At 71.3% G+C, this 20,265-nt stretch carries 19 protein-coding genes and 1 pseudogene; 9 read left to right on the top strand and 11 right to left on the bottom strand.

The features are described 5' to 3' along the window. Positions 1-213 precede the first annotated feature (213 nt). Positions 214-927, top strand: a complete 714-nt coding sequence (locus tag G3I41_RS27125) for a PspA/IM30 family protein (RefSeq protein ID WP_164402999.1) — start codon at positions 214-216, stop codon at positions 925-927. Between the two features lie 19 nt (positions 928-946). Here G3I41_RS27125 and G3I41_RS27130 read toward each other — a convergent pair whose 3' ends face one another. The 5 genes from G3I41_RS27130 to G3I41_RS27150 form a co-directional block, all read right to left on the bottom strand. After that, positions 947-3,511 (bottom strand): SpoIIE family protein phosphatase, encoded by a 2,565-nt coding sequence (locus G3I41_RS27130; RefSeq protein ID WP_164403021.1) that lies wholly within the window; start codon positions 3,509-3,511, stop codon positions 947-949. A gap of 194 nt (positions 3,512-3,705) precedes the next feature. After that, positions 3,706-4,134 carry an ATP-binding protein gene (locus G3I41_RS27135; RefSeq protein ID WP_164403022.1) on the bottom strand — a complete coding sequence of 143 codons (429 nt, stop codon included), beginning with the start codon at positions 4,132-4,134 and terminating at the stop codon, positions 3,706-3,708. A 260-nt stretch (positions 4,135-4,394) separates the two neighbouring features. Next, positions 4,395-4,796 carry an NUDIX domain-containing protein gene (locus G3I41_RS27140; RefSeq protein WP_164403000.1) on the bottom strand — a complete coding sequence of 134 codons (402 nt, stop codon included), beginning with the start codon at positions 4,794-4,796 and terminating at the stop codon, positions 4,395-4,397. A 48-nt stretch (positions 4,797-4,844) separates the two neighbouring features. Next, positions 4,845-5,045 (bottom strand): SPOR domain-containing protein, encoded by a 201-nt coding sequence (locus G3I41_RS27145; protein ID WP_164403001.1) that lies wholly within the window; start codon positions 5,043-5,045, stop codon positions 4,845-4,847. A 240-nt stretch (positions 5,046-5,285) separates the two neighbouring features. Then, positions 5,286-6,038: a GntR family transcriptional regulator gene (locus tag G3I41_RS27150; protein WP_164403002.1), complete on the bottom strand. Its 753-nt coding sequence runs from the start codon at positions 6,036-6,038 to the stop codon at positions 5,286-5,288. Between the two features lie 203 nt (positions 6,039-6,241). Between G3I41_RS27150 and G3I41_RS27155 the strand changes: the two genes are divergently transcribed. Continuing rightward, entirely contained in the window at positions 6,242-7,642 is a 1,401-nt protein-coding gene (locus G3I41_RS27155; RefSeq protein ID WP_164403003.1) for a glycoside hydrolase family 18 protein, read from the top strand. A 55-nt stretch (positions 7,643-7,697) separates the two neighbouring features. On the opposite strand, the gene G3I41_RS27160 is transcribed toward G3I41_RS27155, so the two are convergent. Then, positions 7,698-7,982, bottom strand: coding sequence for a hypothetical protein (locus G3I41_RS27160; RefSeq protein ID WP_239081860.1), 285 nt, complete (start codon positions 7,980-7,982; stop codon positions 7,698-7,700). A 192-nt stretch (positions 7,983-8,174) separates the two neighbouring features. Between G3I41_RS27160 and G3I41_RS37110 the strand changes: the two are divergent. Both G3I41_RS37110 and G3I41_RS27165 read left to right on the top strand, forming a co-directional pair. Next, positions 8,175-8,421: pseudogene (locus G3I41_RS37110) on the top strand (helix-turn-helix transcriptional regulator); the annotation flags it as partial. A gap of 275 nt (positions 8,422-8,696) precedes the next feature. Further along, entirely contained in the window at positions 8,697-9,413 is a 717-nt protein-coding gene (locus G3I41_RS27165) for a lytic polysaccharide monooxygenase (RefSeq protein WP_164403005.1), read from the top strand. A gap of 55 nt (positions 9,414-9,468) precedes the next feature. Here the strand turns inward: G3I41_RS27165 and G3I41_RS27170 are convergent, their stop codons facing one another. Continuing rightward, complete coding sequence (locus tag G3I41_RS27170) at positions 9,469-10,284, bottom strand: SDR family oxidoreductase (protein ID WP_164403006.1); 816 nt, start codon at positions 10,282-10,284, stop codon at positions 9,469-9,471. Between the two features lie 156 nt (positions 10,285-10,440). On the opposite strand from G3I41_RS27170, the gene G3I41_RS27175 reads away from it, so the two are divergent. The 5 genes from G3I41_RS27175 to G3I41_RS27195 all read left to right on the top strand — a co-directional run bounded on the left by G3I41_RS27175 (position 10,441) and on the right by G3I41_RS27195 (position 16,668). After that, positions 10,441-11,025, top strand: coding sequence for a TetR/AcrR family transcriptional regulator (locus G3I41_RS27175; protein WP_164403007.1), 585 nt, complete (start codon positions 10,441-10,443; stop codon positions 11,023-11,025). Positions 11,026-11,269: 244 nt separating this feature from the next. After that, complete coding sequence (locus G3I41_RS27180) at positions 11,270-12,505, top strand: helix-turn-helix transcriptional regulator (protein WP_164403008.1); 1,236 nt, start codon at positions 11,270-11,272, stop codon at positions 12,503-12,505. 175 nt (positions 12,506-12,680) lie between these two features. Continuing rightward, positions 12,681-13,472 carry a toll/interleukin-1 receptor domain-containing protein gene (locus G3I41_RS27185; protein ID WP_164403009.1) on the top strand — a complete coding sequence of 264 codons (792 nt, stop codon included), beginning with the start codon at positions 12,681-12,683 and terminating at the stop codon, positions 13,470-13,472. Beyond that, positions 13,469-15,457, top strand: a complete 1,989-nt coding sequence (locus G3I41_RS27190; RefSeq protein ID WP_164403010.1) for a hypothetical protein — start codon at positions 13,469-13,471, stop codon at positions 15,455-15,457. Before G3I41_RS27185 ends, G3I41_RS27190 begins: the two co-directional genes overlap by 4 nt. Continuing rightward, the gene (locus G3I41_RS27195; protein ID WP_164403011.1) at positions 15,454-16,668 is read left to right on the top strand and encodes a hypothetical protein; all 1,215 of its coding nucleotides are present in this window, start codon (positions 15,454-15,456) and stop codon (positions 16,666-16,668) included. The genes G3I41_RS27190 and G3I41_RS27195 overlap by 4 nt, the downstream gene beginning before the upstream one ends. A 239-nt stretch (positions 16,669-16,907) precedes the next feature. On the opposite strand, the gene G3I41_RS27200 is transcribed toward G3I41_RS27195, so the two are convergent. From G3I41_RS27200 to G3I41_RS27215, 4 genes are all read right to left on the bottom strand, one after another. Further along, positions 16,908-17,324: a DNA-binding protein gene (locus tag G3I41_RS27200; RefSeq protein ID WP_164403012.1), complete on the bottom strand. Its 417-nt coding sequence runs from the start codon at positions 17,322-17,324 to the stop codon at positions 16,908-16,910. Next, positions 17,306-17,590 (bottom strand): hypothetical protein, encoded by a 285-nt coding sequence (locus G3I41_RS27205; RefSeq protein ID WP_164403013.1) that lies wholly within the window; start codon positions 17,588-17,590, stop codon positions 17,306-17,308. The genes G3I41_RS27200 and G3I41_RS27205 overlap by 19 nt, the downstream gene beginning before the upstream one ends. A gap of 249 nt (positions 17,591-17,839) precedes the next feature. Continuing rightward, a complete protein-coding gene (gene ychF, locus G3I41_RS27210; protein WP_164403014.1) occupies positions 17,840-18,928 on the bottom strand; it encodes a redox-regulated ATPase YchF in 1,089 nt (362 codons plus the stop codon). Positions 18,929-19,047: 119 nt separating this feature from the next. Further along, on the bottom strand, positions 19,048-20,259 hold the full coding sequence (locus tag G3I41_RS27215; RefSeq protein ID WP_164403015.1) for a GNAT family N-acetyltransferase: 1,212 nt from the start codon (positions 20,257-20,259) through the stop codon (positions 19,048-19,050). Between the last annotated feature and the right edge of the window lie 6 nt (positions 20,260-20,265).

Consider the following 20,265-nt stretch of genomic DNA (forward strand, 5'->3'; position numbering starts at 1 on the left):
TTCGGCGGCGGCGGGCCCGGCAGCTTCGGCGGCGGCGGGACGCGGGGCCGCCGGGGCGGCGGCGGGCGCTTCTGACACGGGGAGCCGCCCCGTGTCCCGTAGACGCGGGGAGCCGCCCCGTAGACGCGGGGAGCCGCCCCGTAGACGCGGGGAGCCGCCCCGTACCCCGCACGTGTAGGTCCACGAGCAGCACCACCCGACAGGAGAGGCCCCATGAGCAAGCAGACCATCCTCGGCCGTGTCACCCAGCTGGCGAAGGCCAACATCAACGCGCTGCTCGACCAGGCGGAGGACCCGCAGAAGATGCTGGACCAGCTGATCCGCGACTACACCGCCAACATCGCGGAGGCCGAGCAGGCCGTGGCCGCCACCATCGGCAACCTCCGTCTGATGGAGCAGGACCACGTGGAGGACATCGAGGCGGCGCGGGAGTGGGGCGGCAAGGCGCTCGCCGCGAGCCGCAAGGCCGACGAGCTGCGGGCGGGCGGCTCGGGCCCCGAAGCGGACACGTTCGACAACCTGGCGAAGGTCGCGCTGGGCCGGCAGCTCCAGTCGGAGAAGGAGGCCAGGACCGCCGAGCCGACCATCGCCGCGCAGACCGAGGTGGTCGACAAGCTCAAGGCGGGCCTGGACCAGATGAAGGCGAAGCTCTCCGAGCTGAAGGCCAAACGGGACGAACTGGTGGCGCGCGCCAAGTCGGCGCAGGCGCAGAACCGGATGATGGACGCGGTGAAGAGCATCGACGTCCTGGACCCGACGAGCGAGCTGAGCCGGTTCGAGGACAAGGTGCGGCGCGAGGAGGCGCGGGCCCTGGGCAAGCAGGAGCTGGCGGCCTCCTCGCTGGACGCGCAGTTCGAGGAGCTGGACGCGCTGGGCGACAGCGCGGAGGTGGAGGCCCGGCTCGCCGCGCTGAAGACGACGAAGTGAGCCCTGCCCCGGCCGCTCCTCAGAACATGCTCAGCAGCTCCTCCACCGAGCGCTCGGCGGCCGGCCGCCCGTCGGGCAGCGGCAGTTCGAACCAGACGGTCTTGCCGCGCGGGGTCCGCCTCGCCCCCCAGGCCGCGCTGAGGAGCCCCACCAGCTGGAGGCCCCGGCCCCCCTCGTCCGTGTCCCGGGCGCGCCGGCGCCTCGGCTGGACGAGACCGGCGTCCCACACCTCGCAGACCAGGGTGCGGTCGCGCAGCAGGCGGAGCCGGATCTCGCCCTCGCCGTAGCGCAGGGCGTTGGTGACCAGCTCGCTGACCAGGAGCTCCGTGGTGTCCACCAGCTCGTCGAGGCCCCAGCTGGTCAGCTGGCCCCGGGCCAGTTCGCGGGCGCGGCCGACCGAGCGCGGCTCGCGGGGCAGCCGCCAGTCGCCGACCGCCTCGGTGGGCAGGCCCTGGATGCGGGCCATCAGGAGCGCGATGTCGTCCTCCCCGTGCCGGGTGTGCAGCGAGCCGAGGATCCGGTCGCAGACGTCCTCCAGCGGCTGCTCCGGGGCGACGAGCGCCTTCCGGAGTGCGGCCAGGCCCTCGTCCAGCGGGTGGTCGCGCGACTCGACGAGCCCGTCGGTGTAGAGGCCGAGGAGCGCGCCCTCCTTCAGCTCGACCTCGACCTCTTCGAACGGTTCGCCGCCGACGCCCAGCGGCATCCCGGGCGGTACGTCGAGCATGCGGGCGACCTCGCCCGGCTCGACCACGACGGGCGGCAGATGGCCCGCGTTGGCGAAGGTGCAGCGCCGGGTGACCGGGTCGTAGACCGCGTAGACGCAGGTCGCCAGGTAGACCTCGGAGAGGTCCGCCTCACGGGACTTGTGCGCGGCGCGGGCCGGCCACTGGGCGCCCCCGCCGCCGGGCGCGGAGGCGGCGCCGGGGGTGCCGAGGCCCCGGGCGACCTCGTCCAGCGCGGACAGCACCTCGGCGGGTTCCAGGTCGAGCAGGGCCAGCGTGCGCACGGCGGTGCGCAGTTCGCCCATGGCCACGGCGGCGCGCAGGCCGCGCCCCATCACGTCGCCGACGACGAGCGCGGTGCGGTGTCCGGGCAGCTCGATCACGTCGAACCAGTCGCCGCCGACCTCGTTGGCGGTGTTGCCCGGCAGGTAGCGACAGGCGATGTCGAGCCCGGCGGCCTCCGGGTCGCCGGGGGGCAGCAGGCTTCGCTGGAGGATCAGGGCGCGTTCGTGCTCGCGGCGGTAGAGGCGGGCGTTGTCGATACAGACGGCGGCGCGGGCGGCCAGCTCGGTCGCGAGGGACCGGTCCCGGGCGTCGAACGGCTCGCTGCCCTTCGTACGGGAGAAGCGGACGAGCCCCACCACGGTGTCGTGGGCGACCATCGGCACGGCCAGCGTGGACTGCACGAAGCCCCGGTCGTCGCCCGGCACGTCCTCCACGCGGCCGGTGCGCAGGGCAACGGCGCACGGCGAGCCGAAGGGGTAGCGGTGGACGGAGCCGAGGGCGGGGGGCGCGGCTCCACCACCCGGCGGTCCGGAGTCGGAGGCGCCGGGAACGGGGTGGGACAGGGCGTCGGACACGGCGCTGGCGAAGGCGACGCGGCGCAGTTCGGCAGAGCCGCCGACCGCCTCCTGGCTGAGCGGGCTCCAGCCGCCGGGCACCGCCTCGTCCCCGGTGAGCAGGGCCTGGTAGAGGTCGACGGAGGCCAGGTCGCAGAAGACCGGGACGGCGACGTCGAGGAGTTCGCGGGCGGTGGTCTCCAGGTCCAGGGAGTTGCCGATCCGGGCACCGGCCTCGTTGAGCAGGGCGAGGTTGCGGCGGGCACTGGCGGCCTCGCGGGCGGCGGTGTGACGCCGGGTCACGTCGGTGGCGAGTCCGGCGATGCCGATGGGGCGGCCCGATCCGCTGTGCACCCGGTAGAGGTTCATCGACCAGTGGCGGCGCTCGGTGTCACCGGGGGCCATGCCGACGAGCTGGAGGTCGGTGACGGAGTTGCCCGTATCCAGGACCCGTTCGAGTGTGGCGGTCAGGCGGTCGGCCTCGGTGCCCGTGAGGTAGTCGCCGACGGTACGGCCCCGGTGGTCGTCGGCCCGGCCGCCGAAGACGGTGGCGAAGCGCTCGTTGGCCCGGACGACGGTGAGGTCGGTGCCGAACAGGACGAAACCGAAGGGAGATTGGCCGAAAATCGCCTGCGAGGCCGCGAGGTCCGTCTCGATGCGGCGCAGGGCGCGGACGTCCACGACGATGCAGACCGCCGCCCGTTCGCCGGTGGCCGTCTCGCTGGGCATCACATAGATCTCGGCGAGCCCGGATGCCCCGCCCTCGCCGGGCATCCGGAACGGGACGAGTCCCGTCCACTCCTTGCCGTCGAGCACCTCGCCGACCCGGCGGTGGCCCTCGCGGCGGACCTCGCCGGGCAGGAACGCCTCGACCGGGTCCTTGCCCACGGCCTCGTGGGCGGCCACGCCGAAGAGACCGGCGGCCCGGCGGCTCCACTGCTCGATCAGCCCGTCGGGCCCGATCGAGAAGGAGGCGACTCTGATGTAGTCGTAGATCGAGCCGGGCGGACTGCTCTGCCACACGACGTCGCCCGCTGTCCCAGGTATTTCGCTCACGCGACCGTCCCCTCCAGCTCACACACCGGACCGGTCATGCCCGCAGTATTCAGCACTACGGCCCCGTCCGGCACGGCGTTCACGATCACAGCACGGTCTCAGTCCCTTTCAGCCAGGTTCTGCCCCGACCTCCGGTGATCGCTGTGCGTCCCACCTCACTCCTAACCAGGCAGAGCCAGCTCGAACCACACCGTTTTGCCGCTCTTTCCCCGCCGGGTCCCCCAGCGCCGGGCCGCGCAGGCCACGAGCTGCAGTCCCCGGCCGCTCTCCTCGTCGGGTCCCGCCGTACGTTCGGTGGGTGGGTCGGGGAGGGGATCGGAGACTTCCACGAGGAGCCCGGGCCGGGCGGCGGAGCGGTCCCCGTCCGGCCCGGGGCGCAGCAGCCGCACCCCGATGGGGCCGGGTGTGTAGCGCATGGAGTTGGTGACCAGCTCGCTGACCAGCAGCATCGCCTCGTCACCGACGGCGGCGTCGAGCCCCCAGCCACGCAGGGTGTCCTGGACGGCGTGCCGGGCGGTGCGCACGGAACCGGGGACAGCCGGAAAGCTCCACTCGGCGTGATCGCCTTCGGTATCGGTCACGCCGATCACTCCCAGAGCCGGCAACGGTGACGTCCTGTACGCGGGGGGCAAAGAGCACATACCCGGCATCAGGGGTCACATACCGCCGGGCTCGACACGCGGGGCGTACGGGTGTACGGCGGCGCGCACGTACGGATGCCCGGGAGACGGGGGCGCACACCCCCGAACGTCGCGCGCCGCACCATGATCCGCGTGCCACGCCATGACGCGCGAGGGCGTCGGCGCGCAGGAGCGCGAGAGCGTCCGGGCACGGAGGAGGCGTCGGCGCCTCAGGCCAGGTCGCCCGACGCCCTGAGGTCGTCGAAGAGCAGCTGGTCGACGGGCGGCACCCGGTCGCGGTCGGCGTACGAGAACCACGCCACGTCCTCGATCTCGCTGCTGGCCCTCAGCTCACCGCTGAACCCGGCGGTGTAGCAGGCCATTCGGACCACCGCGCCCTCCGGGAGGCCGGGTCCGCCGGCCTCGTACGTCCCCACGTGCGCGACGGACTCCGCGTCGATGCGGACCGTCAGCTCCTCCTCGATCTCGCGCACGAGCGTGTCGAGGTCGCTCTCGGCGCCCTCCCGCTTGCCGCCCGGGATGTAGAAGACGTCCTTCCCGCGCGGGCGCGCGCACAGGATGCGGCCCCCCTCGATCCGCACCCACGCCACCGTGTCGATCAGCACCCGCATCACTCCGCCTCACGCCTCACCGGGTCGCGTCGGCGCAGTGCGCCCCCGTCACGACTGGGCGGCCTGCCCGACCCGCTCCACCCAGTACAGCTGCTTGTGCCCCCGGTCCTGCAACTTGTCGGCCGCACGCTGGGCCTCGCCCTGCGTGGCGTACCTGCCCACGCGGTAGCGGTTGCCGTTGTCGTCCTGCCGTATCACCAGCCAGGGAAGCACGGCACCGCTGTCACTCATCGTGTTTCTCCCGAGCATCGCGCCCCTCCCCTGAACGATGTGCACGCTTCTAAGGAACTCCAGGAAACCCCGGTACGCATATGCCCGAGCCTACGCCTGACCTTCACGCACCGGATACGGCTTTGCACAAAGAGGTACCGATCCGGCCAGGAACGGACCAACGCCCCGGGGGCGCATTCTCGCGAATGCGCCCCCGGGGCGTTGCGGCGGGAGCGAGATCGGGACATGACAATCAGGAAGGGGTCGGACCCGCCCCGGTCACCTCACGGGAAGCCGGTAGCCCACCCGGTAGCGGTCGGCCGGCACCACCACGTCGGCGGTCTCGACGGGCCGCCCCGAGGCGTAGAAGGTGCGCTCGACCACCATCACCACATGGCCGGGGACCCCGCCCAGCGCCAGGAGCTCCTCCGCGAGCCCCGGGCGTGCGCCCACCTGCTCGGCCACGTTGTCCACGACCACGTCGATGGCCGCCATCCGCTCGACCACCCCACAGCCGCCCAGCGGGCCCTCCTCCGGCAGCATCACCGGCGTGCGCCCCGTGATCGCCAGGGGCTCCCATGAGGTGGAGAGCATCACCGGCTCGCCCGCCTCCCGGAACACGTAATGGGTGCGCATGACGCGGTCACCCGGTTCGATCCCGAGCCGGGCGGCGACCTCGGCGCTCGCGCCCTCCTGCTCGCTGCGCGACTCCCAGGTCCCGCGCACCCCGTCCGCCGCCTGCTCCTGACGGAACGGGCCCGCGCCGGCCTCGGGCCGGAAGCCGGAGCGCTCGACCATGCGGGGCACCGGCCGCTCGCGTACGTACGTGCCCGAGCCGGAGCGGCCCTCGACCAGGCCCTCCGCCATCAGGACCTTGCGCGCCTCCAGCGCGACGGTGTCCGAGACCCCGTACTCCTCGCGGATGCGCGCCTGCGACGGCAGACGCGTATGCGGCGGCAGCGAACCGTTGACGATCTTCTCTCTCAGATCGCTCGCCACGCGCAGATAGGCGGGCTGCTCACCGAAAGCCACAGGCCACTCCCCAAGAGGTTGACGGACTGCGACAGCGTCGCAACCGTGGGTTCCGAACCGCAAGCGCAGGCCACGGTTTCACTCGAAGTGATGACATTGGGCGGGCCTGGGCATAGTCCCGCGGCATGCGGGCCGAGAACCCTTTGGACCGCCTTTGCCAAACCCTTGACCGCGTTTGGTCCAGACCAATAGCTTCTGGCCTCATGCGTCGAAGAACCCTGTCTTCACTCGCCATCGCCGCCTGCGCCCTCACGCTCGCGGCCTCCTTCTCCCCCGCCGCCAACGCCTCGTCCGGGCACGGCGGGAGCCACGGACACCATGGTGGCGGCAGCGGCCACCACGGCTCCGCACCCGACTACAAGCGCGTCGGCTACTTCACCCAATGGGGCGTCTACGGGCGCGACTTCCAGGTCAAGGACCTGGAGACGAGCGGCACGGCGGCCAAACTCACCCACGTCAACTACTCGTTCGGCAACGTGAGCGCGGACGGCAAGTGCTTCACGGGCAACGTGCCAGGTGAGGCCGACGCCTGGGCGGACTACGTCCGCCCGCTCGACGCGGCCGGCTCCGTGGACGGTATCGCCGACACCGACGACCAGAAACTGGCGGGGAACTTCAACCAGCTGCGGGAGCTCAAGGCGAAGCACCCCGGCCTCAAGGTGATGATCTCGCTCGGCGGCTGGAGCTGGTCCACGCACTTCTCCGACGCGGCGCGCACCGCGGCGTCGCGCAAGGCACTCGTCGCCTCCTGCGTCGACCTGTACATCAAGGGCAACCTGCCGGTGGACGGGACGCGGGGCGGCGAGGGAGCGGCGGCCGGGCTCTTCGACGGTGTCGACATCGACTGGGAATGGCCGGGATCGGCCGGTGACGCCGACACGGTGTACCGCCCGGAGGACAAGCGGAACTTCACCGCCCTGGTCCACGAGTTCCGCACCCAGCTCGACGCGTACGCGAAGAAGGCCGCCAAGGACCGCAAGGGCCGGCAGCACGGCGCGAAGCCCAAGCACTACGAGCTCTCGGCGTTCGTCCCGGCGTCCCCCGAGAAGATCGACGCGGGCTTCGACGTACCGCGCATCATGCGGGACTTCGACTTCGTCAATCTCCAGGGTTACGACTTCCACGTCTCCGGCGAGGCGAGGACCGCCCAGCAGTCCGCGCTGTACGCGAAGGGCGACTACAGCGTCGACCGGACCGTGCGGGACTGGCTGAAGCGGGGCGCCCCGGCGCGCAAGCTGGTGATGGGCATGCCCTTCTACGGGCAGGGCTGGACGGGCGTGACCGGCGGCGGTGACGGCCTGGGCCAGCCGGCCGCGGGCCCCGCCCCGGCGACCTGGGCGGCCGGTTACGAGGACTACAAGGCCCTCAGGAAACTGGCCGAATCCGGTACGTACAAGGTGCACCGCAACGTCCGCGACGGCAGTGCGTGGCTGTTCGACGGCACCACGCTGTGGACGTACGACGACCCCCAGGTGCTGCGCACCAAGACCGCGTACATCCGCGACCGCCGGCTCGGCGGCGCGATGTTCTGGTCGCTGGACGGTGACACGGAGGACGGCGAGCTGATCACGGCCGTCGACCGCGGGCTCTCCTCCCGCCGGTAGGGGCACCCCGAGGGGCGGCTGCCGGAATGCGGCCGCCCCTCGGTCGTGCGTACGGTCACCAGTCGACGGTCTCCGTCCAGACGGACTGGATGGAGCCCGAGCCCCACGGGTTGACGGCGACGGACGCCTGGCCGACCGGGGCCCACTCGCCGAGGACGATCCGCTGCGGAAGGCGCGGGTCCAGGGCGTTGAGCACCGCGTGAACGCGGTGGTGGCCGGTGCCGCCCGTGCACAGGCTGGACATCGTGCTGCCCGCGCCGCCCCCGTAGGAGACCGTGCAGTTGGTGGGTGCCGCCTGGGCGGAGGGGGCCGTCGTCAGCATCGCGCCGACCGCGGTCATGGCAACGGCCGCGCCACCTATCACACTGCGCTTCCCGAACATGAGACTCCTTGGGTCCAGTGGAGGGGTCCAGTGATGAGGATTCCGCCGAACGCTGCCCATATTTGGTCCAGTCCAATCGCGGTGGCGCGGCTCCGGAATCCACGACGAATCCGACGGCCGCGGTGGTGCGCGAGGAGCGCGGGGCCGGAGGCGGGGGCGCGGGCGTGGGTCGCGGGGGTGCGGGCGGAGGAGGCGCCGCTGCCGCACCTGGACGGCCAGTCGTGGCCGGAGCGGCTGAGCTCGACGGGGCGCAAGGTGGTGACGCGGGTGGCGCGGGGGCGACCAACCGGAAGATCGCGGCGGGCCTGTCACTCAGCGTGAAGACCGTGGAGGCGGCGCTCACCCGTCCTCTCGCAAGCTGGGCGCGAGGTCTCGGGTGGAGATCGCACCGATCGTGACGTCCCGCCCGACGCGCCCTAATACTCCGTCAAGAACCGTGCGCGGAAGCCCTATTGACGAGAACACACCCATGAGTATGGTCTAGACCTAAGGTGAGCCGTGGTCGCCCCGGGCGGCCCGCGGCGTGCGTGGGGACTGCGGGCGGCACCCCTTCGCCACCGGCCGTACCCCTGCCCCCACCGCGCCGGCACCCCCCTGACGAGGCCGCTGCCCGGTGCGGGCATGTCCGACCGCTGCCGTCACCCCGCGGCAGTCCCCAGCGAAGGAGTTGGCATGAACGCGAAGCGAAAACTGGCCCTCGTACTCGGTGCGGGAGTCGCCCCCCTGCTCGCGGTGGTCCTGCCGGCCACCACGGCCAGTGCGCACGGTTACGTCTCCTCGCCGCCGAGCCGCCAGGCGCAGTGCGCGTCGGGCGCGGTCGACTGCGGCCAGATCAAGTACGAGCCGCAGAGCGTCGAGGGACCCAAGGGCCTGCGGAGCTGCAGCGGAGGCAACGCGCAGTTCGCCGAGCTGGACAACGACAGCAAGGGCTGGAAGGCCACCCCGGTCGGCAGCTCCGCGGACTTCTCCTGGACGCTGACGGCCCGCCACGCCACGAGCACCTGGCAGTACTACATCGGCGGGTCGAAGATCGCCGAGTTCAACGACAACGGCGCCCAGCCCGGCGCCACCAAGACCCACCACGTGAACTTCGGCAGCTACTCCGGCCGCCAGAAGGTGCTCGCCGTCTGGAACATCTCGGACACGGCCAACGCGTTCTACGCCTGCATCGACGTCCAGATCGGCGGGGGCGGCACCCCCGGCGGCGGTGATGGCGGGAACCCGGGCGGCGACTGCGCCGCCTCGGCATGGGAGGCCGGCCGCGTCTACAACGGCGGGGACACGGTCTCGTACAACGGGCACACCTGGCGCGCCAAGTGGTGGGTGCAGGGCGACCAGCCCGGCACGACCGGCGAGTGGGGCGTCTGGGAGGACCTCGGCACCTGCTGACCCACACCTCTCCGCGGGGCTCCGGCCCCGCGGAGAGGTGCGTACGGGACCGGGCTCACGCCGCGTACGACCCGGTCCGCGCGCCGCTCCCGGAGGCGAGGACCTTACGCGTGACGCGCTCGGCGACCGCGGCGACCAGGGCGCGCGGCCGGCGCGGCAACAGGTGCGCGGACAGGGCGTTGCCGAACCCCGGGGTGACATAGGCGCGGTCCCGGTCGAGCGCGGCCAGCGCGGCGCGGACGACCGGCTCCGGCGTGCTCATCGACCCGTTGACGGCCGCCTCGCGGGTCCCGATGGCCTCGAAGAACGGCGTGTCGACGGGCCCGGGGCACAGGGTGAGCACCCGCACGCCGCGCCCTCGGCACTCCTGGCGCAGGGACAGCCCGAAGTTCAGCACGAACGCCTTGGCCGAGCTGTACACCGCGAAGTACGGGGCGGGCTGGAAGGCCGCGGTGGAGGCGACATTGACGACGGCGCCGGTGCCTCGCTCCAGCATGCCGGGGAGCAGGGCGTGCGTGAGGCCGACGAGCGCGACGACATTGACCATCAGCTGGTCGTGGTCGCGCCCCGCGTCGATCTCCTCGAAGCGTCCGCAGGTCCCGAACCCCGCGTTGTTGACCAGCAGCCCGATCCGCAGGCCGAGCGCGTCGAGCCGGTCCGCCACGGCACGGACGGCGCCGGGTTCGGCGAGGTCCTGGACGAGCACGTGGGCGCGTATGCCGTGCTCGGCCTCCAGCCGCGCGGCGAGAGCGGTGAGCCGGCCCTCCGAGCGTGCGACCAGGACGAGGTCGTGCCCACGGGCGGCGAGCTGAGCGGCGAACTCCGCGCCGAGCCCGGAGGAGGCACCGGTGACGAGGGCGATTGCGGGCATGGCAGGTCTCCTTGACGAGGCGTCGACGGACTGAGCTGCAACAAGAGAGTACCCATTGCCGGATCATCTGCAACACTAATGTTCCACTTACCCTCGAAGTGGCGCACAGGTGTTACGTTTCCCGGGCCAGGGTGGCGAGGAAACGAGGAGAAGGTCATGGGCGAGGAGACAACGGCACGGCCACTGCGGGCGGACGCGGAGCGGAGCGTGCGCCTGATCCTGGAGGCGGCGGAACGCCTGCTGTCCCAGGACCCCGGCGCCTCGATGGAGCAGATCGCGGCCGAGGCGGGCGTGTCCCGCACGACGATCCACCGCCGCTTCGCGCACCGCCAGGCGCTGACCGACGCCCTGGCCCTGTCGGCGGCCCGCCAGCTCGCCCGGGCCGTGCAGGACGGCCGCCCCGCCACCGCCCCGCCTCTGGTGGCCCTGCACCGCATCACCGCCAACGTCCTGGAGGTCAAGGGCGCGTGGACGTTCGCCCTGAGCCTCCCCGCCACCCCCGGCACGGAGGCGGCGGCCCTCCACGAGACGATGACCGAGCACTGCCTCACGGTCCTGGAACGCGCCCGCGAGGACCACCTCATCGACGCCTCGGCCGACCTCCACTGGCTCCAGCGCGTCTACTACGCCTTGCTCGGCGAGACCCTCCACGGCGACCCGGCCGACCCGATGACGGACCCGGACGCGCTGGCGGCCCGGGTGGTGGAGACGTTCCTGCGGGGGGCGGGGGGAGGGGGGTGACACGGGCCCGCCCCGCCGCGGCCCCACCGGTGGAGCCGTGCCCGCATGTCGCCCCGACAGGCAACGGGCAACCCTGCCGAATCTTGATCCTCGAGGCGCATCTCGTGTCAGACTCACTCGTGGATGCGGAGTGAAGCGACCTCCTCACAGAGGGTGTTCACCTCCACGTCCACCTGTGAACGTCGAACGAAAGTCCCCCGTGAGGGCGCCCGGCTCTCACGGTCACTCTTCGAGGGGGAATCCGATGACGAGCACGCCATCACACTTCGGCCCGGAGCTTCGCCGATTACGCGTGGAGGCGAACCTGTCCCTGCGCGGCTTGTCAGCGGCGCTCAACTACGACAAGGGATACCTCAGCAAGGTGGAGCGCGGTGAGCGTTCCGCCTCACCCGAACTGGCCCGTCGGTGCGACGCCTTCCTCGGCGCGAACGGCGAACTGCAGCGTCTGGTCACCGACGCCGAAAGTACGGACACCACGGCTCGGAGCCTCCCGCACCCCGGACGCCGTACGGTGCTCGCCGCCGGGACGGGGTCGGTACTCGATCTGGGATTGAAGCTGGGCGGCCGGACGGCCCCCACTGCCGTCGAGCCACTGTTCCTCTCCTTCCAAGCACAGTTCGACCAGCTGCGCACACTGGGCCAGTCCACGGCACCGAACGTGCTGCTTCCGCTGCTGGAGATCCAGACACGCTTGGTCGCAGGGCTCGCCGCCGGTGCATCGTCCGCCACACGCGCCCCGACCCTCGTGCTCGCGTCGAGGTTCGCGGAGTTCACCGGCTGGATGGCTCAGGAGGCCGGGAACACCCCGGCGGCACTCGGCTGGACCGGCGAGGCGGTCGAACTGGCCGGCGCCGGGGGCGACTCGCACCTCGGTTCGTACGCCCTCGTGCGCCGCGCTCTGGTCACCTTCTACGACGGGGACGCCGCGAGCACCATCGCCCTGGCCCGGCGGGCCCAGGGGCGGCACCTGCCGCCGCGCATCCGAGGGCTCGCGGCGCAGCGGGAGGCACAGGGACATGCGCTGCTCGGTGCGGAACGCGACTGCCTCCGCGGGCTCGACAACGCACGCGAACTACTGCAGAGCAACGAGGCCGACAGCGGCACCGGCCCAGCACTCGGCACCACGCATGTGAGCGATCCGGCCGCGATGACGACCGGCTGGTGCATGTACGACCTCGGGCGTCCTGCGGCCGCCGCCGAGATCCTCGACCGGGAATGCCGCCGTCTTCCGGCACACGCACTGCGCACCCGCGCCCGATACGGCTTCCGCAGGTCCCTGGCCCACGCCGCTGCCGGAGAGGTCGAGCACGCGTGCGCGATCGCCGGTGAGCTGCTGGGCGTGATGCCGGCCGTTCCCTCGGCGACGGTGAACACCGATGTGCGGCGCCTGACGCGGGAGCTCTTGCGCTTCCGCGGCAATCGTGCCGTTCGCGACCTGCAGCCGGCACTGGCACGGGTCCTCGCACCCACGCACAGCTGACACTCCGTACCCGGTCCGCAGGGCAGCCCGTCTTCTGCGGGCGGCTCCGAGCCACCCCCCGGGGCAACACGCCTCCCTCCTCACGCCACGCGCCGACGTGCCATGCCGTCGCGGGCGGAAGGCGTGCGTCCCGTCGGGTCTCCTCACCTCAGCTCTCCTCACGAAGGGAACTCCCATGCCTGACGTCTTCGTCAACTACCGCACCGGCGACGAGGAAACAGCGGCGGCCATGATCGACCGCGAGCTCGCCCGGCGGTTCGGCCGCGAGCGGATCTTCTTCGCCAGCGCTTCCATCGAGCCGGGCCGACGCTACCCTGCGGAGCTGGTCGACGCGGTGGAGGAATGCCAAGCGCTCCTTGCCGTCATCGGTCCTCGCTGGCCCGATGTACCTGGGAGCGACGGCCGTCCCGCCCTCGAAGCCGAGCTGGACTGGACCCGCCGGGAGATCGAAACGGCCCTTGGCCGTGGTGTCCTCGTCATCCCCGTGCTCGTCGGAAGGGCTACACGCATCGACCCCGACGTTCTCCCAGGAAACATCCGGGAGCTGGCGGACTGCCAGTACAAACGGTTCGACCACCGCAACTCCGAGTCGGACCTGAAAGCACTGGGCGACGCGCTCGCCAGGCTGCTGCCGGAGCTGGGCGAGGTGGACAGCGACGCACGCGCGGCTCGGGAGCGGGCGGAGGAGACGTCCCGCAAGCAGGCGGAAGGGGAACGCGGGCACACCCGGATGCGCACGCGCGACGTGAAGCAGCGCGTCCGCAGCGGCATCGGAAACCTAAACGGCGACCTCGGGACCTATATCAGCGAGCCGCAGGGGCCGGTGAACACGGGTCGGGGCCACCAGTACAACGCCCCTCATTTCGAGGGGGAAAACACCGGGGTGCAGTACACGGCGGGCGACAACAGCGGCACGGTTCATCAGCGCTTCGAGCGCGAGCGCCGGCGTTCCGACGACGAGCGATGAGCGATCGCGACTGCGACCGCGTGACGGTCAACGATCCGCGCGGGCCCGTCAACAACGGCGACGGCCCTCAGTACAACAACCACTACTACAGCGCGGACTGGATCAGCCGCAAGGAAGTCGAGACCCTCCGGATCGTCCGCGAGGACCGAATGCGCCTGGCGGACCGTTTCGTCCGACCGACGGGCTACCACGTCGCCGCCGACCGTCTGACGAAACCGGGGACGGTGGTGCTGGTGGACGGTCGGCCCGGGATCGGACGCCGTGCCGCGGCGATCATGCTGCTGCACGAGCTCGCGCCGGACGACGGCACCGGGACGCGGTTCGACGAGCTTCCTTCGGCTTCGGCCGACAAGGACGCGGGGCCCTTCGCACCGGGCAGGGGCGACCGGTTCCTCCTCGACCTCTCGGGCGTTCACGACGAGGAGACCTACGCCACGGCCCAGCGGGAACTGGCTCTGCGCCGGTCCCAGGTCCAGGAGGTGGGCGCCCACTTGGTGGCCGTCCTGCCGTCGGGCCTGGAACACGCCCACGTACCGGACCTGGATCCGCACATCATCGGGCTGGGACGCCCCAGGGGCCTTGCGGTCCTCACCCGGTACCTCCGTATGGACCGCATGGTCTTCCGTCCCTCGGACCTGCGGAGCGCAGAACTGCAGCAGCTGTGCGACCGCTCACCCATGCATGAACTGGCGAGACTCGCCCGCCTGGTGAGAGACGCACGTGACGGCGGGCGGTTCGGCACCGAGTTCGCGAGCTGGCTCGACCAGGCGGTCCACGCCGTGACCGACCGGGCCGGCGAGGTCGGCCGACAAGTCGCCGAGGCACGCTCCACCGCCGAGCGGGCTCTCCTGCTCTCGGCCGCAGTCTTCGACGGTGCCCGCGCCGACACCGTGTACGAGGTGTGGCGCGGGCTGTTGCGGACGGTCGGTCACGAGGAGGAGACGGCGACCGAGCTCGCGGGTACGGATTTCGGTGAGCGGCTGAACGCGCTCCATATCGAACGAGACCCCGACGGACGGTTGCGCTTCGAGCGGCTTGCCTACGCCGACGCGGTACGCACGTACTTCTGGGCAAACTTTCCGGGGGTGCGCGACGACCTCAAGGATTGGGTCGGCAGCGCCGCCGGGCACCAGGACCTGACCCTTGATGACCGGATCGACCTGGTCATCCGCTTCGGCGAGTGCTCCCTGGCCGTCGAACGGCCCCACGACCTTTTCGACCTCGCGGTGCGCTGGGCGGACGGCGCGACCGGGGCCGGCGGAGACCCGCGTGCGGTCGCCGCCCTCGGGCTGGGCCTCAGCCACGAGAGGTTCGGCGGGTGGTTCCGGAGGCGCATCTACGACTGCGCACGGTCCGGTTCTCCGCCGGACGGCCTCGTACGCGTGCTGACGACCGCCTGCTGCCAGTACCTCGGCACGACGCACCCCGACCAGGCCCTGGTCAGACTTCACCACCTCGCCGCGCGGGAAGGCGGGGCAGCCCGCGAGGCAAGGGACGGCCTGTTCGAACTCACCTGCGGTGACCGCCGGCTCTACCGGCTGCTGATCGACCGCCTGAGCGAGCGGACGCACCGGGAGCTCCGTGCGGCAGCGCCCCACCTGCGCCTGCTGACCGAGCTCCTGTCGAGCGACCGGGCCGGGAACCCGCCCCCGTGGCCCGATCTGTTCGTGGGCTGGGAAGCGGTCTTCGCCCGACCACCGACCGACCTCTGGGCACCGCTGGTGAGCAGTTGGCTGAGCAGCGCGGCCGAGGACCCCACGCGGGAAATGGCGCTACGCGTGATGGTCGGTTCGACGCATGGCCGCGCACCTGCCCTGCACCGCCTTTACGCCATTGCATGCACATGGGCGGGAACCGCGCACCACCCCGCCCGGGCTTCCGTCGCAGCCCTCTTCTGGAAGCACATCGACCAGGCGCAGTACGACCGCGCGGAGGGCGCGCGGCGAGCGGGCACCGGACCACGGACCACGGAAGAGGCACGATGAGAGATCGCTTTCCCGGCTTGCTGTTCGTCACCGTGTGCGGCCTCGCTCCGGCCACGCTCGGGAGCCTTCTGGACTGGTCGCCCCTGCTGTGGGGGTTCATGTCCATGGTCACCGTGTCGGGCTCTCTCCTGCTCATGCTCGCGTTGCGCAGCAGTGGCCGCGAGCCGGCCCAGCTCAACGAACCCGAGGAGCCCCAGCCGTCGGAGCCGCCGGAACAGCCCTACCAGGAGACTCAGGTGAGCGAAGCGGCCCTGCCCAGCGCGCGGGACGGCTACGACTTCCTCTTCTCCGCCACCGTGTGGTGGCGGGCGGCACCCGGGCACGCCGACTGGTCCGGCATCGCCTCGCCGGCTCTCGCCGTGTCCGCGGTCGTCAACCGGGCTTCGGCGGTGGTCCGCCATGAGGACCCTGCGCGGGCGAGTTTCGCCCGCTACCTCCTGGAGGGAGAGCTCGGTCTTCCATTCACGGACCGGAGCGGACGAGTGGAGGCCATGGTGGCCGATGTGACCCTGACACTCGCTCCCGCCGACCTCGACCGGCTGAGGAAGCTGAGCGACCTGCGCAAGGACGAGGAGGTCTGGGAGCACGAACGGCAGCACGAACGCAGCAAGCGGCAGTACCTGGGTGAGGACGTGCTCAAGAGCACCGGTAGCGCTGTGGTGTGGTGGCTGGCCCGCCACGAGGAGGAGATCGAAAAGGCAGTCGCCATGATCGGCCCGCTCGCCCAGGTCTCGGCGGCGGCCAAGGACGAGGAGGTGCCCGACCTCTTCCGGCACCTGCTCGTCCCACCCGTGGGCGCGAGGACCGGGGCGACCGTCGGCGGCCCGCCTTGGGAGGGCTCCGTCCACGAGAACGGGATGCCCGACCGCGAAGAGGAAGTGAGCATTGCGGAGCGATTGCGCCTGCTACTGGCGGCGGTCGGCCTGAAGCCGGACATGGACGCGTACACAGTGATGGTGCACCGCGCGATGGTCACGCTGGAGGCGGAAGGGTTGGACGAAGCCGCCGAGGAGATCCGGCGGGAGTTCCTGCCGACGGACGGGGACGAGCCCGGCGAGTCCTCCGACGCCTCGGACAACCGCGACCGGACCCGGTGGGGGACGCCCATGTACGACGACACGGCGCCCCCGTACTTCTGGGACACCTCCCCTACCCCTCACCGCCCCGAATCGCCCCTCGGGGAGGATCTTGACGACCAAGCCGAATACTGACTCGGCTATGGGCAGTTCGGGCTTTCCCGCCGCAACGCGCGGCGGGAAAGCCCGAACGCGCAGCATACGGTCAGGCTCCATGCAGGAACGATGGCGTAGTCACGGCTGCGGGCCGCGACGGCGTATCTCTGAAGCCGCGGGTCAGAGCTTCCGGAGCTTCCATGAGTCGCCAAAAGGTCAGCACCAAGTCAGCATGCTCAGGATCCCGGAGTCGGCCGGGGAAAACCGGAAGGGGTCAGTTACCCCACTGCCACGAGCCGGACCCGATCGCCGCAGAGCTTGATCATGTCGTCGACATCGGACGTCAGCATGACCACGGGGCGGTGCTGTCGCAGCGCGGCCACGGCAACGGCCGCATCGATCGCGTACTTGTGCCCATGCAGACCTACCTCCATGAGCAACTTCGAGGCCGCCCTCGCCTCCTCGTCACCCACCGGGACGACCCGCAGCCCGGAAAGCACCCAGTTCAGGCGGGACTTGTTCGTACGGGCGTGGACGGCTTCGATGATGGTGAGCGAGCTGATCACGACCTCCATGCCGCGCGAGCGCGCCTCGGCGATCAGAGCCACCACCTGCTCGTCGTCGGCGAGCAGCTTCGAGAGTCCCTCGCTGTCGAGGATCAGCGTCCCCTCGTGACTCAGCCTGCGGCGGGCCACTCGGCCTCCTCGGCGAACACCTCGTCGAAGACCTGCCGCGCCCGCTGACGAGCCGGTTCGGAGACCGGCCCCTTGCGGCTCTCGTAGTCCGCCAGGTATTCGTCCAGGACCTGCCCGCGCAGCTCACGCTCGACCGCCTCGGTGATGAACGCGGAGAACTCCCGCTTCCCCACCCGCGCCCGGATCGCCTCCGCGGTCCCTTCCGGCAGCGACAGGCTCACCCGCGTCGCCGGCCCTTCCCCGATGCTGTACGCCGTCTCACCCATACCCCGATTGTGTCAAACGAGTAGGAAAAGCGCCACGGATCGAATCTGCGGGGCCCGGAGTCGTGAAGCAGTCGCGCGGATGGAGCCCCACCCACCCACCTGTCACACCGGGAGACCGCTGTTCGGAACCCAGCACGAGCTTTTCGCCCCATCCCGGCACGGAAAGGGCCAAGGGTCCGACCCCGAAGAGCCGGACCCTCCCTGACCTGCATGTCCGGCCAGATCAGCAACGTGGTGACCCGCTACCCGCTACACGTTGAAGCGGAACTCCACCACGTCCCCGTCCTGCATCACGTAGTCCTTGCCCTCCATGCGGGCCTTGCCCGCCGCTCGGGCTTCGGCGACCGAGCCGGTTTCCACCAGGTCGTCGAAGGAGATGATCTCCGCCTTGATGAAGCCCTTCTGGAAGTCGGTGTGGATGACGCCGGCCGCCTCGGGGGCCGTGGCGCCCTTCTTGATGGTCCAGGCGCGGGTTTCCTTGGGGCCGGCCGTGAGGTACGTCTGGAGGCCCAGGGTGTCGAAGCCGACGCGGCCGAGGGTGGCGAGGCCGGGCTCTTCCTGGCCCATGGACTGGAGGAGTTCCAGGGCCTCGTCGTCGTCCAGCTCGATCAGCTCGGACTCGATCTTGGCGTTCAGGAAGATCGCCTCGGCGGGGGCGACCAGGGCGCGCTGTTCGTTCTTGAAGTCCTCGTCCACCAGCTCGTCCTCGTCCACGTTGAACACGTAGATGAAGGGCTTGACGGTGAGGAGGTGGAGCTCGTGGAGGAGGCGGCCCTTCTCCGTGGAGGCCGTGATGCCCGCGTGGAAGAGGGTGTCGCCGGCTTCGAGGATCTTCTGCGCCTCCTCGACCGCCGCCAGGACCGCGACCTTCTCCTTCTGGAGGCGGGACTCCTTCTGGAGGCGCGGGACCGCCTTCTCGACCGACTGGAGGTCCGCGAGGATCAGCTCCGTGTTGATGGTCTCGATGTCGTCCTTGGGCGAGACCTTGCCGTCGACGTGGACGACGTTCTCGTCCTTGAACGCGCGGATGACCTGGCAGATCGCGTCCGACTCGCGGATGTTCGCGAGGAACTTGTTGCCCAGGCCCTCGCCCTCGCTCGCGCCGCGCACGATCCCCGCGATGTCCACGAAGTCCACCGTCGCCGGCAGGATCTTCTGCGAGTCGAAGATCTTCGCCAGGACGTCGAGGCGGCGGTCCGGGACGCCGACCACGCCGACGTTCGGCTCGATCGTGGCGAACGGGTAGTTGGCCGCCAGCACGTCGTTCTTGGTCAGGGCGTTGAACAGGGTCGACTTGCCGACATTGGGCAGTCCGACGATTCCGATACTAGTACTCATGCCACAAACGTCCGCTCAGGATCAAGAAGGGTGGGGTCGGCCGCGACGGCAGCTCGGGCGCGCCGTCGTCCACGTGCGCGTATCACGGTACAGGGACCGCGGCGAGTAGCTCTCCTCGGTCAGAACCAGTGCAGGCAGTGCGGGGTGAGGTCGCTCGCGAACAGCGCGTCCGCGCGGGCGGCGGCGGCCGGGTCGTGGGCCCGGATGTGTCCGGCCCGTACGAGCGTGCTGGGGCGGGTGCCGCCGAGGTAGACCGCGCCCAGGTCCCGTATGTCCAGGGACAGGTCGGGCCGCCGGTCCGTGGGCACGCACTCCGCCCTGCCGTCGCGGACGGTCAGCAGGTGGCGGCCGTGCTCGCCCAGGAACGGGTCGGTCACGTCCAGCACCAGCTCCCCGTCCGTGAACCAGCCGCGCGCGGTCAGCGCACGCGGTACGTCGAGGAGGCGCACCCAGAGCCAGTCGGTGAGGCCGCCGACCTCACCGGCCCGGAGGTCCGCGAGCCGCCAGCGCAGCGGGTGCTCGGGCGGGAGGTGCCGGAAGACGACCTGGGAGACCAGATCGTGCCCGAGGGCGTACCGGGCGAGGGCGGTGTGGGCCGCGTCGTCCACGGCGATGGTCTCGTCCACCGTCAGGGTGCCGGACTCGGTCGAGTAGCTGGCGTAGCCGTCCGGCGTACCGTCCGCGTCCCGGTGGACGGCCACGTAGCGGGGTGTCCGGGAGACCGGCGGCTGGCCCGCGCCCAGCTCCCACCAGCGGTGCGGCCGGGAGAGCGCGCCGGGCTGCGCGCGGCGGTACCGCTCGTAGACCGCTTCGAGGATGTCGCCGCAGTCGGCCCGCCGCAGGACCTCGACGGAACCGGTGCCGTCCGCGGCCGCCTCCCCCCGCGCCTCCGCCCACTCCGCCCGGTGCCGCTGCACCGTCAGCCGCGCCGTGGACGTCGCGGGGCCGTACCCGAACCGGCCGTAGATCCCCGCCTCCGAGGCCAGCAGCACCGACAGGAACTCGCCCCGCTCCCGCACCTCGGCGAGCTGGTGGCGCATCATCGCGCCGAGCACGCCGCGTCGCCGGTGCGAGGGCACGACGCCGACGGCGGTCACTCCGGCGGCCGGGACGGGCTTCCCGCCGGGCAGGGTGAGCTCGAAGGAGTACGCGGCGGCGGTGCCCACGGGCTTCCCGTCCGGGGCCACGGCGAGCAGGCCGCGGTCCATCTCCAGCGCCGACCACCAGCGTCCGCCGTCCGCGACCGGGGTCTCCGGGAACTGCCCGAAGGCCGTGTGGACGGTCGCGACGAAGACCTCGAAGTCCTCGTCGGTCGTGGGACGGATCTCCATCACTGC

The sequence above is a fragment of the Streptomyces sp. SID9727 genome, assembly GCF_010550605.1.
In the GTDB taxonomy this organism is placed as follows: Bacteria; Actinomycetota; Actinomycetes; order Streptomycetales; family Streptomycetaceae; genus Streptomyces.